Source organism: Corynebacterium sp. KPL2734 (genome assembly GCF_040225595.1).
In the GTDB taxonomy this organism is placed as follows: domain Bacteria; phylum Actinomycetota; class Actinomycetes; order Mycobacteriales; family Mycobacteriaceae; genus Corynebacterium; species Corynebacterium rhinophilum.
In genome coordinates this window covers 49,669-64,892 of record NZ_JBEHFO010000001.1, presented here as the reverse complement: position 1 = coordinate 64,892, position 15,224 = coordinate 49,669, and the positions used below count along the sequence as shown (strand labels likewise).

The window sequence follows — 15,224 nt, the reverse complement described above, 5'->3', positions numbered from 1 at the left end:
CATAAAATAGCGGAGTTATGAACACTGCTTTAATCATCGTTGACGTCCAACACGACTTTTGCCCAGGCGGCGCGCTTGGCACCGATCGCGGCAACGAGGTTGCAGAGAAGATCTCTTCTTTGCAGACCGAGTATGACACCGTCGTTGCCACGCAGGACTGGCACATCGATCCGGGTTCCCACTTTGCTGAGGACCCGGATTTTGTCGATTCCTGGCCGGTGCACTGCGTCGCCGATTCCTATGGCGCCCAGATGCACGAGGCCATCGGGCCTGCGCAAGCATATTTTCGTAAGGGCGAATACACCGCCGCGTACTCCGGCTTTGAGGGCGCAGCACACGGCGTATTGCTGGCGGAGTGGCTGCGCGAGCACGATATCAACGCAGTAGATATCGTCGGCATCGCCACGGATCACTGCGTGCAGGCAACCGCTGCGGATGCTTTAAAGGAAGGTTTTTCCGTCCGCGTCTTAAGCGAGTATTGCTCTCCTGTTGATCCAGATCGCGGGGATGCCGCCCTAGCGAAGTTAGGAAAGGCCGGCGCCACCATCGTCTAGGCCGATTAACTTAAGTCCTGCCCCGAATCAGGGTTTTCGCCGCGCTCAAAGCGGGCGCGGCGAAGGCGCTGTTCTTCCCTTTTACGCAAGATGCGTTGGCGTTCCATGCGCTCGCGCATGCGTTGGGGGTACCCGGTTTCTTCGACATCAAAAACGTCGCACTGCAACAGTTTTCCTACCGCGTCAATCCCCTTCGGCCCGCCGATACGCCGGCGAATAAACTCACCCTTTTCATCCACAACGACCACGGACATTTCATTGACCACGGTCTCTGGCTCGATAAATGCCTCAATAAATGCCTTATCGGCGGCCCACATTTTGAGCTCTTGTTCATCTTCTGGGCGGATAGTTTCTCCCGGACCGCGGGGCGGTCGCAGTGGCGATCGGGACTTATTGCGGCGGAAGAGGTTGAACATAACCCACTAGTTTACCCGCATGGAGGGTATTACTAACCCCACTACTGCACGATGACGGGCATCACGCTGTAAGATTGTGCGGTAGCGATAGAATACTTCCAACTTTTCGAGGAGTCTTAAAACTCATGGCGAACTCCGTTGAGATGCCCGAGCTGGGCGAGTCCGTAACCGAAGGCACCATTACCCAGTGGCTTAAGTCCGTCGGCGACACCGTCGAGGTGGACGAGCCTTTGCTCGAGGTCTCCACCGACAAGGTCGACACCGAAATCCCTTCCCCCGTTGCCGGCACCATTCTTGAAATCAAGGCCGAAGAAGACGACACCATCGAGGTCGGCGAGGTGATCGCCGTCATCGGTGATGAAGACGAAGCTGACTCCTCTTCCTCCTCTGATGATTCTGACGACTCCGACTCCGACGACGACAAGTCTGAGGACAAGGAAGAATCCAAGTCCGAGGATAAGAAGGAAGAAAAGGACGAGAAGAAGTCTGGCTCTAGCTCCAAGGCTTCTGGCGAGGCCACCGATGTGGAGATGCCAGAACTCGGCGAATCCGTCACCGAGGGCACCATTACCCAGTGGCTCAAGTCCGTCGGCGACACCGTCGAGGTAGACGAACCACTGCTCGAGGTCTCCACCGACAAGGTCGACACCGAAATTCCTTCCCCCGTTGCCGGCACCCTGGTAGAAATCCTCGCCGAAGAAGACGAAACCATCGAGGTCGGCGAAGCCATCGCCCGCGTCGGCGACGAAAACGCCGCACCATCCTCCGACGACTCCGATGACTCCGACGACGACAAGTCCGAAGAAAAGGAAGAATCCAAGTCCGAGGATCAGAAGGAAGAAAAGGACGAGAAGAAGTCTGGCTCTAGCTCCAAGGCTTCTGGCGAGGCCACCGATGTGGAGATGCCAGAACTCGGCGAATCCGTCACCGAGGGCACCATTACCCAGTGGCTCAAGTCCGTCGGCGACACCGTCGAGGTAGACGAACCACTGCTCGAGGTCTCCACCGACAAGGTCGACACCGAAATTCCTTCCCCCGTTGCCGGCACCCTGGTAGAAATCCTCGCCGAAGAAGACGAAACCATCGAGGTCGGCGAAGCCATCGCCCGCGTCGGCGACGAAAACGCCGCACCATCCTCCGACGACTCCGATGACTCCGACGACGACAAGTCCGAAGAAAAGGAAGAATCCACGTCCGAGGACAAGCAGGAAGAAAAGGAAGAATCCAAGTCTGACGAGAAGAAGGAAGACGAGTCCGAGCCAGCCAAGGAAGAGAAGAAGGAAGAACCGAAGCAGGATTCTTCCCTGAACACCTCCACCAAGGTCAACAACGGCGATAACGTTCCATACGTCACCCCGTTGGTGCGCAAGTTGGCTGATAAGCACGGCGTGGACCTCAACTCCATTGAGGGCACCGGTGTGGGCGGACGCATCCGCAAGCAGGACGTCCTTTCCGCTGCTGGTGAGGGCGATGCGAAGGCATCCGCAGGCGACGATAAGAAGGCTGCTGACTCCCCACGCGCACGCTGGTCCACCAAGTCTGTGGATCCGGAAAAGCAGGAGCTTATCGGCACCACCCAGAAGGTCAACCGCATCCGCGAAATCACCGCTACCAAGATGGTGGAAGCGCTGCAGATTTCCGCACAGCTTACCCACGTGCAGGAAGTCGATATGACTCCTATCTGGGATATGCGCAAGAAGAACAAGCAGGCGTTCATTGATAAGTACGGCTCCAACTTGTCCTTCCTGCCGTTCATCGTGAAGGCCACCACGGAGGCTTTGGTCTCCCACCCGAACGTGAACGCCTCCTATGACCCAGAGACCAAGGAGATGACCTACCACGAGGATGTCAACGTCGCCATCGCCGTAGACACCCCGAAGGGTCTGCTCACCCCGGTCATCCACAAGGCACAGAACCTGTCCTTACCGGAAATCGCGCAGCAGATTGCGGAGCTGGCTGATAAGGCCCGCAATAACAAGCTGAAGCCGAATGACCTGACCGGTGCCACCTTCACCGTGACCAATATCGGTTCCGAGGGCGCACTGCTCGATACCCCGATCCTGGTTCCGCCACAGGCCGGAATCCTGGGTACCGCGGCTATCCAGAAGCGCGCTGTCGTGGTCAACGAGAATGGCCAGGATGCTATCGCCATCCGCCAGATGTGCTTCCTGCCCTTCACCTATGACCACCAGGTCATCGATGGTGCGGACGCAGGCCGCTTCATCACCACCATCAAGGACCGCCTGGAGACTGCAGACTTTGAGGCTGACCTCGATATCTAAAGCAGTTAGCTAACTGGCATACCTCCCGTTCCTTCCGCGCGAAGGGACGGGAGGTTTTGTCATGCCTGGGGTACCGCGCGGGGGTGTAGCGCGTAAACTTCCGGCAAAAATATCAGACGAATTTTATCCCGGCGCTGCAGGATATATTTCACTAATTAGGAGGTAAGCGGGCTACGACACATTTCCCTCGGTGAGTTGCTGCATAAAAGTTTTTCAAGGGCGCTGTTTTTACCGGTTATTAAACATATACTTAGGGGCGGTTAAGACCATTGCACCCGATGAAGGAGACCTCACAGATGGATTTCATCTCCCGCCACCTAGGGCCGGATTCTGCCGAGCAGGCCACCATGCTCGGCACTGTGGGCTACGACAGCGTGCAGGCGCTTGTCGATGCCGCCATTCCACCCAAGATCCGCGCTACGGAACTTCCCCACTTGCCAGAAGCACTCTCTGAAGACGGGGCACAGGCCGCTTTGCGGGAGTTCGCCGATCAAAACACTGTGCTTAAACCCTTCTATGGCCAGGGATATTCGGACACCCTGACCCCCGCCGTCATCCGCCGCGGCCTGCTTGAGGATGCCGGCTGGTATACCGCGTATACCCCCTACCAGCCTGAGATTTCCCAGGGCCGCTTGGAGGCCTTGCTCAACTTCCAGACCATGATCGAATCCCTGACAGGGCTGCCCATCGCGAATGCTTCCCTGTTGGATGAGGCTTCCGCTACCGCCGAGGCGGTCGGATTGATGTCCCGCGCAGTAAAGAAGGGCCGCCGCGTCGTACTGGACTCCCGCCTGCATCCGCAGGTGCTCACCGTTGCCGCTGAGCGCGCCCGCGCCATTGACCTCGAGGTAGAGATCGTGGACGTGCACGAGGGCTTGGTGGGCGAAGACCTCATCGGTGCAGTCATCGCCTACACCGGCACCGAAGGAGAGATTTTCGATCCTTCTGCCGTGATTGAAGAGCTGCACACCCGCGGCGCGCTGGCCTCCGTGGTCACTGACCCGCTGTCCCTGCTGCTTCTTGAAGGCCCCGGAAACTTGGGTGCCGATATCGTTTTGGGCTCGTCTCAGCGCTTTGGTGTACCCCTCTTCTTCGGCGGCCCCCACGCTGCCTACATGGCGGTAACGGATAAACTCAAGCGCCAGATGCCGGGCCGCATCGTCGGCGTCTCCAAGGATGCAGATGGCCGCCCGGCCTACCGCTTGGCGCTGCAGACCCGCGAGCAGCACATCCGCCGCGAGCGCGCGACCTCCAATATTTGTACTGCCCAGGCACTTTTGGCCAATGTAGCCTCGATGTACGCCGTCTACCACGGACCGAAGGGGCTGAAGGACATCGCCGAGCGCGTGCACGACTTGGCCTCCTCCTTCGCCCAGTCCATCGTGGATGCCGGCCTGGAAATTACATCGCAGGACTTCTTCGATACCGTCACCGTCAACGGCGTTGACGCGCAGAAGATCAAGGCTGACCTGCAGGATGCAGGCTACTTGGTGCGCGCAATTGGCACCGACAAGGTATCCGTATCCTTCGGCGAATCCGCCACGCAGCGCGATGTCGCACACTTGGCAGAAGCCTTCGGTGCTACCCCGGCTGAGGCCAATTTTGAGCTGCCGGAGAACCTGCAGCGCGCCGAGGAACCGCTGGAGCACGAGATTTTCCACTCCATCCATTCTGAGACCCAGATGCTGCGCTACTTGCGCAAGCTCGCGGACAAGGACTTGGCACTGGACCGCTCCATGATTCCGCTGGGCTCGTGCACCATGAAGCTCAACCCCACCGCGGCCATGGAACCCATCTCCTGGCCAGAATTCGCCGGTATCCACCCATATGCCCCGGAAGAGACCACCACGGGTTGGCGCGCGTTGGTGGAAAAGATCGAAGGCTGGCTCGCCGAGCTTACCGGCTATGCCAAGGTCTCCATCCAGCCCAATGCCGGCTCCCAGGGTGAGTTGGCGGGCTTGCTGGCCATTCGCCGCTACCACGTGGCCAATGGCGATAATGAGCGCGATGTTGTGCTCATCCCGGCCTCCGCACACGGCACCAACGCGGCCTCTGCCACTCTGGCAAACCTGCGCGTCGCCGTGGTCAAGACCGCCGAGGACGGCTCAATTGACGTCGCGGACCTGGAAGAAAAGATCGAAAAGCACGGCAACCACATCGCCGGCATCATGGTCACCTACCCCTCCACCCACGGCGTCTTCGACCCCGAGGTGCGCGATGTTTGCGATAAGGTGCACGCGGTCGGCGGCCAAGTCTACATCGATGGCGCCAATATGAACGCGCTGACCGGTTGGGCTCGTCCGGGCGATTTCGGCGGCGATGTCTCCCACCTCAACCTGCACAAGACCTTCACGATTCCGCACGGTGGCGGCGGCCCGGGCATCGGCCCGGTGGCGGTGGCAGAACACCTCATTCCGTTCTTGCCCAGTGATGCTGCATCCCCTGAGCTTGATGCCACCGCGGAAACCCCTGTTGGCCAGGGCGTTCCCATTACCGGCAGCAAGTACGGCTCCGCCGGTGTCCTGCCTATTTCGTGGGCCTACCTGGCCATGACCGGTGCCGAGGGCCTCGCCGCCGCATCCGGCCACGCAGTGTTGGGCGCTAACTACCTGGCGGCCTCACTCAACGAGTACTTCCCTGTCCTCTACACCGGCAACGAGGGCTTGGTAGCGCACGAGTGCATCATCGATTTGCGCGAGCTTACCGATGCCTCCGGGGTCACCGCCGCCGATGTGGCCAAGCGCCTCATTGACTTCGGCTTCCACGCCCCCACCCTGGCCTTCCCCGTGGCCGGTACCTTGATGATTGAGCCCACCGAGTCTGAGGACAAGGGCGAGCTGGATCGCTTCATCGAAGCCATGCGCACCATCCGTGCCGAAATCCAGGAGATCATCGACGGTGAGGTGGCCTACGAGAACTCCGTTATCCACCACGCACCGTTTACGGCTGAGTCGGTAGCTACCGATAACTGGGAGTACTCCTTCAGCCGTGACAAGGCCGCGTGGCCGGTCAAATCCCTATTGCATAGCTACAAGTATTTCCCACCGGTTCGCCGCCTCGATGAGGCTTACGGCGACCGCAACCTGGTGTGCAGCTGCCCGCCGCCAGAAGCATTCGAGATCGACGATTCCGAGGAGTAACAATGACCGAACTTCTAACCTCCCCGCTCAATGCCAAGCACGAGGAACTCGGCGCTACCTTCACGGCCTTTGTGCCGTGGAATATGCCGCTGAAGTACAACAGCGAGCTGGAAGAACACCGCGCCGTTCGCAACAGCGCAGGCCTGTTTGATCTCTCCCACATGGGTGAAATCTGGGTCAATGGACCCGACGCCGGCAAGTTCTTGTCCTACTCCTTCATCTCTAACCTAGATTCGCTGAAGGTGGGCAAGGCCAAGTACTCCATGATCACCGCTGAAGACGGCGGCATCATCGATGACCTGATTTCCTATCGCTTCGAGGATGACAAGTTCCTCGTCGTGCCCAACGCCGGCAATGCCGATACCGTCTGGGACGAACTCAATAAGCGCTCCGAGGGCTTCGACGTAGAGCTCAAGAACGAGTCCCGCGACGTTGCCATGATCGCCGTGCAGGGCCCCAAGGCCGCCGAGATCCTCGTCCCGCTGGTAGAGGACAATAAGCAAGAAGCCGTCTATGAGCTGGGCTACTACGCCGCCACGATGGGCAAGGTGGCACGCACCTTCGCCATCATCGCGCGCACCGGTTATACCGGTGAGGATGGCTTCGAGCTCATCGTCTACAACTCCGATGCCCCGCAGCTGTGGGAAGAATTGCTCAAGGCGGGCGCGGAATACGATATCAAGCCGTGCGGCCTGGCCGCGCGCGATTCCCTGCGCTTGGAGGCCGGCATGCCGCTCTACGGCAACGAGCTCTCCCGCGATATCACCCCGGTAGAGGCGGGCATGTCGCGCGCCTTTGCCAAGAAAGAAGCTGACTTCGTGGGCGCAGACGTCATCCGCAAGCGCGCCGAGGAAGGCCCACAGGTCGTTATCTCCGGGCTCACCTCGGATCAGCGCCGCGCCGCGCGTGCCGGCGCCGAGGTTTATCTCAATGACACCAAGGTCGGCACCGTCACCTCGGGTCAGCCCTCCCCCACTCTTGGCCACCCAGTGGCCATTGCGCTGCTTGATACCAGCGCGGAGCTCGAACCGGGCACCGCGGTGGAGGTAGAAATCCGCGGCAAGCGTTATCCTTTTGAGGTAACCGCGTTGCCGTTCTACAAGCGCGACAGGTAAGCCACCCGCACACCCTAAAATCTCAGCCCGAAAGGACTACACACCATGTCTAACCTGCCCCAAGACTTTTCCTACTCCGAAGACCACGAATGGGTTAACGCCGCGAAGGACGCCGTAGAAGGCAAGACCGTTCGCATCGGCATCACCTCCGTTGCCGCAGACCGCCTAGGCGAGGTCGTCTTCGCCGAACTGCCTGAGGTAGGCGATACCGTCACCGCCGGCGATTCCTGTGGCGAGGTCGAATCCACCAAGTCCGTATCGGACCTGTTCTCCCCAGTCACCGGCACCGTGAAGGCCGTCAACGATGCCGTGCACGATGACTACGCCGTCATCAACAACGACCCCTTCGGTGAAGGCTGGCTCTTCGAGGTCGAGGTGGATGAAGCAGGCGAGCTCATGGAGGCAGAGGAATACGCCTCCGCTAACGGCCTCGACTAAAAGGCGGTTAGTTCGACGCCCTCGAACATAAAATAAGGCGGGAGGATGCCAAGGCATTCTCCCGCTTTGCTTTTTCCTACCAAAGAAGACGACACTAGAGATTATGACTGCACCACGCGATCCTTTCTTTCCCGCTGAACGCTCCATTCGCGCCTCGGATAACCCCTTTGAAATTCGCCACTTGGGCCGCATGGATTACCAAGAGGCATGGGATTACCAGGCGGAGGTGGCGGCGGCGCGCGCGCAGGGCACGCAGGACGATGTGGTCTTAGTGGTCGAACACCCCAATATCTACACCGCGGGCAAGCGCACGCAGCCTGAGGATATGCCGGATAATGATCTGCCGGTTATCACCGTGGACCGCGGCGGGCGCATTACCTGGCATGGCGAGGGGCAGTTGGTGCTCTACCCCATCATCAAGCTGGCAGAGCCTGTCGATGTCGTCGATTATGTCCGCCGCCTCGAGGAGGCCACCATCCAGGCAGTGCGCGAGATGGGCGTGACTACCGCAGGCCGCATCGACGGCCGCTCTGGGGTGTGGGTGCCTTCTACCACCCAGGCTAAAGATCCTTCCGCCTCGCAGCGCGATCGCAAGATTGCGGCGCTGGGAATCCGCATTACCCGCGGGGTTACCATGCACGGCCTGGCGCTCAACTGCAGCAATACACTGGAGTATTACGAGCACATCGTGGCCTGTGGCATCGATGATGCAGACATCACCACGCTGTCGCTGGAACTCGGCCGCGAGGTCACAATGGAAGAAGCCGCACAGCCGCTTTTGCGGGCACTTGATGATGCCCTCTCGGGCCGCCTCATCGTTGCCGATCACAGTTTCGGTTCCGCGCCCGATCCCACGAAGCTTGCGAATGAGAAGGCGCGGGAGCGGCGTCGGCAAGCGCAGGCTTAATCGCGGTGGCCCTAGTTTGGGGCTAGCGTGGAATAGTTGCGCGCCCGCGCGCCTTGTACCAAGAAGAGCTATTAGCCATCACCATCTTTGATCGATAAAGTGAGTATTTGTGACTGTAAAGCCTGAAGGACGCAAGATGCTCCGCATTGAGAAGAAAAATGCGGAGTCGCCCATCGAACAAAAGCCGCGGTGGATCCGCAACCAGGTTCGCACCGGACCGGGCTATGAGGACATGAAGTCCCGCGTGGCCGGCGCTTCCCTGCACACCGTCTGCCAAGAAGCCGGTTGTCCGAATATCCACGAATGTTGGGAATCCCGCGAGGCAACCTTCCTCATCGGCGGCGATAAGTGCACCCGCCGTTGCGACTTCTGCGATATTGCAACCGGCAAGCCGGAGCCGCTTGACCGCGACGAACCGCGCCGCGTGGCCGAAAACATCCAGGAAATGGACCTCAACTACACCACGATTACCGGTGTGACCCGCGATGACCTCCCAGATGAGGGCGCGTGGCTGTATGCGGAAATCGTGCGCAAGATCCACGAGCTCAACCCACACACCGGCGTAGAAAACCTCACCCCGGATTTCTCTGGCAAGCCGGACCTGCTCGAAGAGGTCTTCGAGGCACAGCCGGAGGTATTCGCTCACAACCTGGAGACCGTGCCGCGCATCTTCAAGCGCATCCGCCCGGCCTTCCGCTACGAGCGCTCCCTCGATGTCATCCGCCAAGCCCACGACTACGGCCTTATTACCAAGTCCAACCTGATTTTGGGCATGGGCGAGACCGAGGACGAGGTCGAGGAAGCATTGCGCGACCTGCGCGAGGCTGGCTGTGACATTATTACCATCACCCAGTACCTGCGCCCCGGCCCGCGCTTCCACCCCATCGAGCGCTGGGTGCGCCCGGAGGAATTCGTGGCTCACTCCAAGCTGGCTAAGGAACTGGGGTTTGGCGGCGTCATGTCTGGTCCGCTGGTTCGCTCTTCTTACCGCGCTGGCCGCCTATACGTGCAGGCCATGGAAAAGCGCGGCCTGGAATTGCCGGAGAATCTCAAGCACCTGAAGGAGACCTCCCAGGGTGCTACCGCCCAGGAGGCATCCACCTTGCTGGATAAGTACGGTCCTTCGGAAGAAACCCCGGTGACCACCCGCATGGCCAAAACTCCGGCCAATGCTGATTCGGTCGCGGCAACCGTGCGCTAAACCCTCGGAGTTTTCTTACTCGGCCCTCGCCATCTGCGGGGGCCGTTTAACATTTTTGTCACCTGACCTTTAAAGTAGGAACCATGGCGAAAGATGACAAAGCAGCCCTGAAAGCTGCCAAGAAGCAAGAACGCGCGGCTAAGCGCCAAAAGCGTAAGCAAACCTGGTCACAGTTGTGGCAGGCATTCAATTTGCAGCGCAAGCAGGATAAGGCGCTCATTCCTATCATGCTGGCCGCCTTCCTCGGCGTCGGCCTATTGTTCTTCCTCATTGGCACGCTCTTTAATGGCCAGTGGTTCATGCTGATTATCGGCTTGGGATTGGGCGCGCTTTTGGCGATGTTCCTGTTTACCCGCCGCCTGGAACGCGATATGTACAAGCGCGTCGAAGACCAGCCCGGCGCCGCCGGTTGGGCCTTGGAGCAGCAGCTGCGCAATACCGTCGGCATTGTATGGTCCGTAAAGTCCGGCATCGCCGCCACCCGCCAGCAGGATCTTATTCACAGGGTCATCGGCAATGCGGGCGTCATCTTCGTGTGCGAAGGCAATAAGAACCGCCTTCGCCCCACCCTGAACCAGCTGAAAAAGCGCGTGGACAAGATTGCCGGTGGCGTGCCGGTCTATGAGGTCTACGTCGGCACCGGCGAGGACGAGGTGCCGGTTTCCAAGCTGCGCAACCACCTCATGAAGCTGCCGCGCAACTACAATAAGAACGCCACCTACGAAAATATCCGCCGCATTGAGGCCATGGACTCCATGCCGGGAACGATGCCGGGTATGCCCAAGGGCCCAATGCCGCAGCAGGCGCAGAACATGTCGGGCATGAACCGCCGCATGCGCCGCGCGCAGCAGCGCAAGGGAAAGGGCTAAATACTGCTTTAGCCACTCGCCCCGGCTAGGCTTTCGGCTCTCGCTTTGCTCTAAAGCACAAACGGTCCCTGCAACCACCCGATTGGGAAAGGTTGCAGGGACTGTCGTAGTTTTACGGTGCGCGGGACTTATCCCCGCGCACCGCTAAGAGTTAATGACGATGGTGCCGGTTGCTCGGTCGTGCATGCCGCGGCCGTCCGCGTCCACCATGGCGGCGGGGAAGATTACACCGGTAAGCAGCGTGCGCACTGCCGCGCGCCAGAAACCCACCTGCGCGCCCGGCACATCCAAGCGGGCCACGCCCATGCCGAGGATGAGCATGCCCGGGGTGCGTGCAAATAGCCAGCCACATATGATGCCCATTAATGCCCAGAGGGCGTAGCCCAAGAAGGATACGCCGCCGAGCTGCGTGGTGAACATGAGGATGAGATTGGCCAGCAGCATGCAGATGATCCAGTCAATGGCTACGGCGCCTGCGCGGCGGCCGACCGACGCCATGGACCCAGGTCCGGATTCCGGCAAGCCCAAGTGTTCACCGGGCCACCGGCCGGGGGTTCCTGCATCGTCATATTCGCCCGGAATATTGGGCCCATCGAGCCACGTGCGCTTGTCTGCCATGCTCACCAATTTAGTTGCCCCTCTCCCAGAAGTGAAACGAGGCCAATGGCCATGCCGGGTGGATAAAACTAGTAGGCTATAGGCAGATAATTCATCGGCCAACAAACAGGAGGCAATCTTGTCTTTCGAGACAGTGCAGGACATCGTCCAATTTATTCAGGATGAGGACGTAAAGTTCGTGGATGTCCGCTTTACGGACGTCCCCGGCACCGAGCACCACTTTTCCATCCCTGCCAGCGAATTTACTGAAGAAGAAGCAGAAAATGGTTTGGCCTTTGATGGTTCTTCCATTCGTGGTTTTACCACCATCGAAGAATCCGATATGACGCTGCTGCCGGATCCGGCCACCGCACATATCGATCCCTTCCGTTCGGCGAAGACCCTGAATATCAAGTTCTTCGTCCACGATCCCTTTACCTTTGAGCCTTTTACCCGTGACTCGCGCAATATTGCCCGCAAGGCCGAGGAATACTTGCAGTCCACCGGCATCGCCGATACCTGTAACTTTGGCGCCGAGGCCGAGTTCTACCTCTTCGATTCCGTGCGCTATGGCACCGATATGCAGCACGGCTTCTTTGAGGTGGACTCCGATGAAGGCTGGTGGAACCGCGATAACGAGACCAACTTGGACGGCACTCCCAATACCGGTTACAAGACCCGCGTGAAGGGCGGCTACTTCCCTACCCCGCCGTACGATAAGCACAGCGAGGTCCGCGATGACATCGTGGCCAACCTGCAAGAGGTCGGCTTCCAGATCGAGCGCTTCCACCACGAGGTGGGCGCGGCCCAAAACGAGATCAACTACCGCTTCAACTCCCTGCTGCACGCCGGCGATGACATCCAGACCTTCAAGTACGTGGTCAAGCGCACCGCCCAGGAGTGGGGCAAGGCCGCGACCTTCATGCCAAAGCCACTGGCTGGCGATAATGGTTCCGGCATGCACGCCCACATGTCCCTGTGGAAGGACGGCGAGCCCCTTTTCCACGATGAGGCTGGTTACGCAGGGCTTTCCGATATCGCCCGCTACTTCATCGGCGGCATCCTGCACCACGCAGGCGCCGTGCTCGCCTTTACCAACCCAACGCTGAACTCCTACCACCGCCTGGTTCCGGGCTTCGAGGCGCCGATCAACCTGGTGTACTCCCAGCGCAACCGTTCGGCTGCGATCCGCATTCCAATTACCGGTTCCAACCCAAAGGCTAAGCGCATCGAGTTCCGCGCACCGGACCCATCCAGCAACCCATACCTGGCCTTTGCTGCCATGATGATGGCCGGTGTGGATGGTGTGAAGAACCGCATCGAGCCGCACGCCCCAGTGGATAAGGACCTCTATGAGCTGCCGCCGGCAGAGGCTGAATCCATCCCGCAGGCACCGACCTCCCTGGAGGCTTCCTTGGAGGCGCTGAAGGAAGACATGGACTTCCTGACCGAGGGCGATGTCTTTACCGAGGATCTCCTCGAGACCTACATCAACTACAAGTACGAAAACGAGATCAACCCCGCGCGCCTGCGTCCCACCCCGCAGGAGTTCGAGCTCTACTTTGACTGCTAAGGCGTCGCTAGTTCTCAGCTAGTTTCTCCTACAAGGCAGCCACCTAAACAATGCTTAGGTGGCTGCTTTCTTTTTGCTTGCATCGGCACAGGTAAGCGTGCCCGAGAGTTTCGTCATACCCACCGCCCACTTTGACAGTGGCCGCTCCCCAGCGCGCACATGAGGGTTTTTACTAGGCAAAAAGTGGCGCAGTCTAAGTAAGAAGCTCTGGATGAAACTAGAATCTGGGTAGTGACTGATAAATTCCGCCACCTTCCCCCGCCTGGTCCGGCTTGGGCCGGCAGCCTTATGGGTACTTCCATCGTCTCGCGCATGTTGGTTGAAGAAGACATGTTTGTTGCCGCTGGTGTATTTGCTGCACTTGCGTGCGCTATCTTCGTTGTTTTGACCGCCGGTTACACCCGCTACCGCAGTCCGCGGTTTGAGCGGACCACCATGGCGGAGTGGTCTATGTTTTTCATCGGCGTCCTCGCGCTTGGGGCGGCATTATCCGGTTTGACGGGCATTGGAATATTCCGCCTCGTCGGCTTTTGGGTGGGTGGTCCCGTCACCGTCATCACGTGGGGAATTCAGCTCACTCGCTTCGATGGAGAGCCGCGCTTTACCTGGGGTCTCCCTTTGGTTGGGCCGATGATTTCGGCATCGGTGGCTGGGTGGCTTGCCCTTGATTACGGGCAGACCTACCACATCATGGGCACCGTGCTCTTCGCTATGTCTTTGCTGACGGCAGTCCCGGTATTTGCCTACGTCTACTGGGCAGCCTGGCACGGCAAGGTGGATTTAGTGGTGGAAAATCCGCCACCGCCTGGGTGCCACTGGGCGTGGTTGGGCAATCTACCACCGCAATGCAGATCCTCTACCCCGGCAGTGTCTCCGTGTACTACGGGCTTATTGCCCTGGCTATTGCCATCCCGCTATCGCTTTATGCGATGGTGACCTTTTATCCGCAAGCAGCCCGCTGGGTCTCCTATTCCCCTGCGTGGTGGGCGTGCACCTTCCCGCCTGGCACCGTGAGCATGGGCGGGCATCAAACGGCATTGGTCAATGGCTCGGAGTGGCTTGACGTTATCGCGCTGAGCATTCCCTTGCTCCTTATTGCGCACTGGTTCCTGTGCTCAGCGCGGTTCTTAGGCTGGCTCTGGGAAGGCCGCACACGCAAAGAACTGACTCACTAGGGGATGTCCTTACCTCGTCTATCATCGGGCCATGAGCTCTTCGCCTATTACCTTCATCGCCTGGGATGCTGCGGACCTTGCTGGAGTGCGGGAGGTGCTCGCCGGCTTGCGGCGCGACGGGGTCTTCTTGTACCGAGCAGGCCTAACGCTTGAAACCTCCTGGCTTGGCGATGCCGCCCAGGATTTCTATGGCACCGCCTGGGAATGGGGTCCAAAAGATAGCGAACTATTTTTTGAGCTGGCGCGCCGCGGCAAGCTGCTGATGACGATCGATGCCACGGTCATATGCTGCGGATCCGATAAAGACGCGGCGGAGGCTCAGGAGTGTGTCGCCCAAGAGTTGGTCGTAGCGAACAGCACGGAGGAGCTACGACACCTGCTTATTGACACGCAGGAGACGCGCTAGAGCCCGGGCTGCTCGCTGCGCTTCATCCAGCCCATGCGGGGAGAAAAGCCTTGCGGGTGCTTGAGATGCGCCACGGCATCCGCGATCATCAGGCGATGGCGGCGCGACAAGCTATCCGGAAGGTGGGCCACCGAGAACCACTGCGCTTCAGTATTTTCTTCATCGCTGATAACGGGCTCAGCACCGTCGGCAACAGACAGGCGCAGCGCAGTTCCCATGAACATGCATTCATCGCCATTGGGATAGGTCACTGGGCCGGATTGGCCAACGCCGAGGAGCGCTTCCACCTTGGCATCGAGGCCTACCTCTTCCTTGACCTCGCGCAAGGCGGTGGTCGTAATCTCCTCGCCAGGCTCACAAATCCCTTCCACAGGAGTCCACACGGCATTATCGGCGCGCTTTACCAGCAGTACGGATGGCACCTCCCACAGCGCCGCACCGGTTGGTACATCGCGGAGAATGATGGCACTGCACGCGGGGACGAAGATCTGATCGTGGCCGATGGATTCGCGCAGCTTCACAATATAATCAGGCGTTGGCATACCACCTAG

Annotated in this window: 14 protein-coding genes; 11 read left to right on the top strand and 3 right to left on the bottom strand. The window is 59.4% G+C overall.

What is annotated here, in order from left to right; translation table 11 throughout:
- Window positions 1–17: 17 nt before the first annotated feature.
- On the top strand, window positions 18–554 hold the full coding sequence (locus ABRP88_RS00315) for an isochorismatase family protein (protein ID WP_349835636.1): 537 nt from the start codon (window positions 18–20) through the stop codon (window positions 552–554).
- Between the two features lie 5 nt (window positions 555–559).
- Here the strand turns inward: ABRP88_RS00315 and ABRP88_RS00310 are convergent, their stop codons facing one another.
- Complete coding sequence (locus tag ABRP88_RS00310) at window positions 560–970, bottom strand: hypothetical protein (RefSeq protein ID WP_005283964.1); 411 nt, start codon at window positions 968–970, stop codon at window positions 560–562.
- Between the two features lie 125 nt (window positions 971–1,095).
- Between ABRP88_RS00310 and sucB the strand changes: the two genes are divergently transcribed.
- From sucB to ABRP88_RS00275, 7 genes are all read left to right on the top strand, one after another.
- Window positions 1,096–3,252 carry a 2-oxoglutarate dehydrogenase, E2 component, dihydrolipoamide succinyltransferase gene (gene sucB / locus ABRP88_RS00305; protein ID WP_349835635.1) on the top strand — a complete coding sequence of 719 codons (2,157 nt, stop codon included), beginning with the start codon at window positions 1,096–1,098 and terminating at the stop codon, window positions 3,250–3,252.
- A gap of 296 nt (window positions 3,253–3,548) precedes the next feature.
- Window positions 3,549–6,392: an aminomethyl-transferring glycine dehydrogenase gene (gene gcvP / locus ABRP88_RS00300; protein WP_349835633.1), complete on the top strand. Its 2,844-nt coding sequence runs from the start codon at window positions 3,549–3,551 to the stop codon at window positions 6,390–6,392.
- Between the two features lie 2 nt (window positions 6,393–6,394).
- The gene (gene gcvT, locus ABRP88_RS00295) at window positions 6,395–7,507 is read left to right on the top strand and encodes a glycine cleavage system aminomethyltransferase GcvT (protein WP_349835631.1); all 1,113 of its coding nucleotides are present in this window, start codon (window positions 6,395–6,397) and stop codon (window positions 7,505–7,507) included.
- Window positions 7,508–7,552: 45 nt separating this feature from the next.
- Window positions 7,553–7,945, top strand: a complete 393-nt coding sequence (gcvH, locus tag ABRP88_RS00290) for a glycine cleavage system protein GcvH (RefSeq protein ID WP_284769478.1) — start codon at window positions 7,553–7,555, stop codon at window positions 7,943–7,945.
- A gap of 103 nt (window positions 7,946–8,048) precedes the next feature.
- Window positions 8,049–8,852 (top strand): lipoyl(octanoyl) transferase LipB, encoded by an 804-nt coding sequence (gene lipB, locus ABRP88_RS00285; RefSeq protein ID WP_349835629.1) that lies wholly within the window; start codon window positions 8,049–8,051, stop codon window positions 8,850–8,852.
- Window positions 8,853–8,988: 136 nt separating this feature from the next.
- Window positions 8,989–10,053 (top strand): lipoyl synthase, encoded by a 1,065-nt coding sequence (lipA, locus tag ABRP88_RS00280; protein WP_284819338.1) that lies wholly within the window; start codon window positions 8,989–8,991, stop codon window positions 10,051–10,053.
- A gap of 83 nt (window positions 10,054–10,136) precedes the next feature.
- A complete protein-coding gene (locus ABRP88_RS00275; RefSeq protein ID WP_284819305.1) occupies window positions 10,137–10,922 on the top strand; it encodes a DUF4191 domain-containing protein in 786 nt (261 codons plus the stop codon).
- A 144-nt stretch (window positions 10,923–11,066) separates the two neighbouring features.
- Here ABRP88_RS00275 and ABRP88_RS00270 read toward each other — a convergent pair whose 3' ends face one another.
- Window positions 11,067–11,540 carry an RDD family protein gene (locus tag ABRP88_RS00270; protein ID WP_284819304.1) on the bottom strand — a complete coding sequence of 158 codons (474 nt, stop codon included), beginning with the start codon at window positions 11,538–11,540 and terminating at the stop codon, window positions 11,067–11,069.
- Window positions 11,541–11,658: 118 nt separating this feature from the next.
- Between ABRP88_RS00270 and glnA the strand changes: the two genes are divergently transcribed.
- From glnA to ABRP88_RS00255, 3 genes are all read left to right on the top strand, one after another.
- A complete protein-coding gene (gene glnA / locus ABRP88_RS00265) occupies window positions 11,659–13,092 on the top strand; it encodes a type I glutamate--ammonia ligase (RefSeq protein ID WP_284769474.1) in 1,434 nt (477 codons plus the stop codon).
- Window positions 13,093–13,901: 809 nt separating this feature from the next.
- Complete coding sequence (locus tag ABRP88_RS11440; RefSeq protein ID WP_502879830.1) at window positions 13,902–14,267, top strand: SLAC1 family transporter; 366 nt, start codon at window positions 13,902–13,904, stop codon at window positions 14,265–14,267.
- 31 nt (window positions 14,268–14,298) lie between these two features.
- A complete protein-coding gene (locus ABRP88_RS00255) occupies window positions 14,299–14,673 on the top strand; it encodes a hypothetical protein (protein ID WP_284897716.1) in 375 nt (124 codons plus the stop codon).
- On the opposite strand, the gene ABRP88_RS00250 is transcribed toward ABRP88_RS00255, so the two are convergent.
- A complete protein-coding gene (locus tag ABRP88_RS00250; protein WP_284769471.1) occupies window positions 14,670–15,215 on the bottom strand; it encodes an NUDIX hydrolase in 546 nt (181 codons plus the stop codon). The genes ABRP88_RS00255 and ABRP88_RS00250 overlap by 4 nt on opposite strands.
- Window positions 15,216–15,224: the final 9 nt, after the last annotated feature.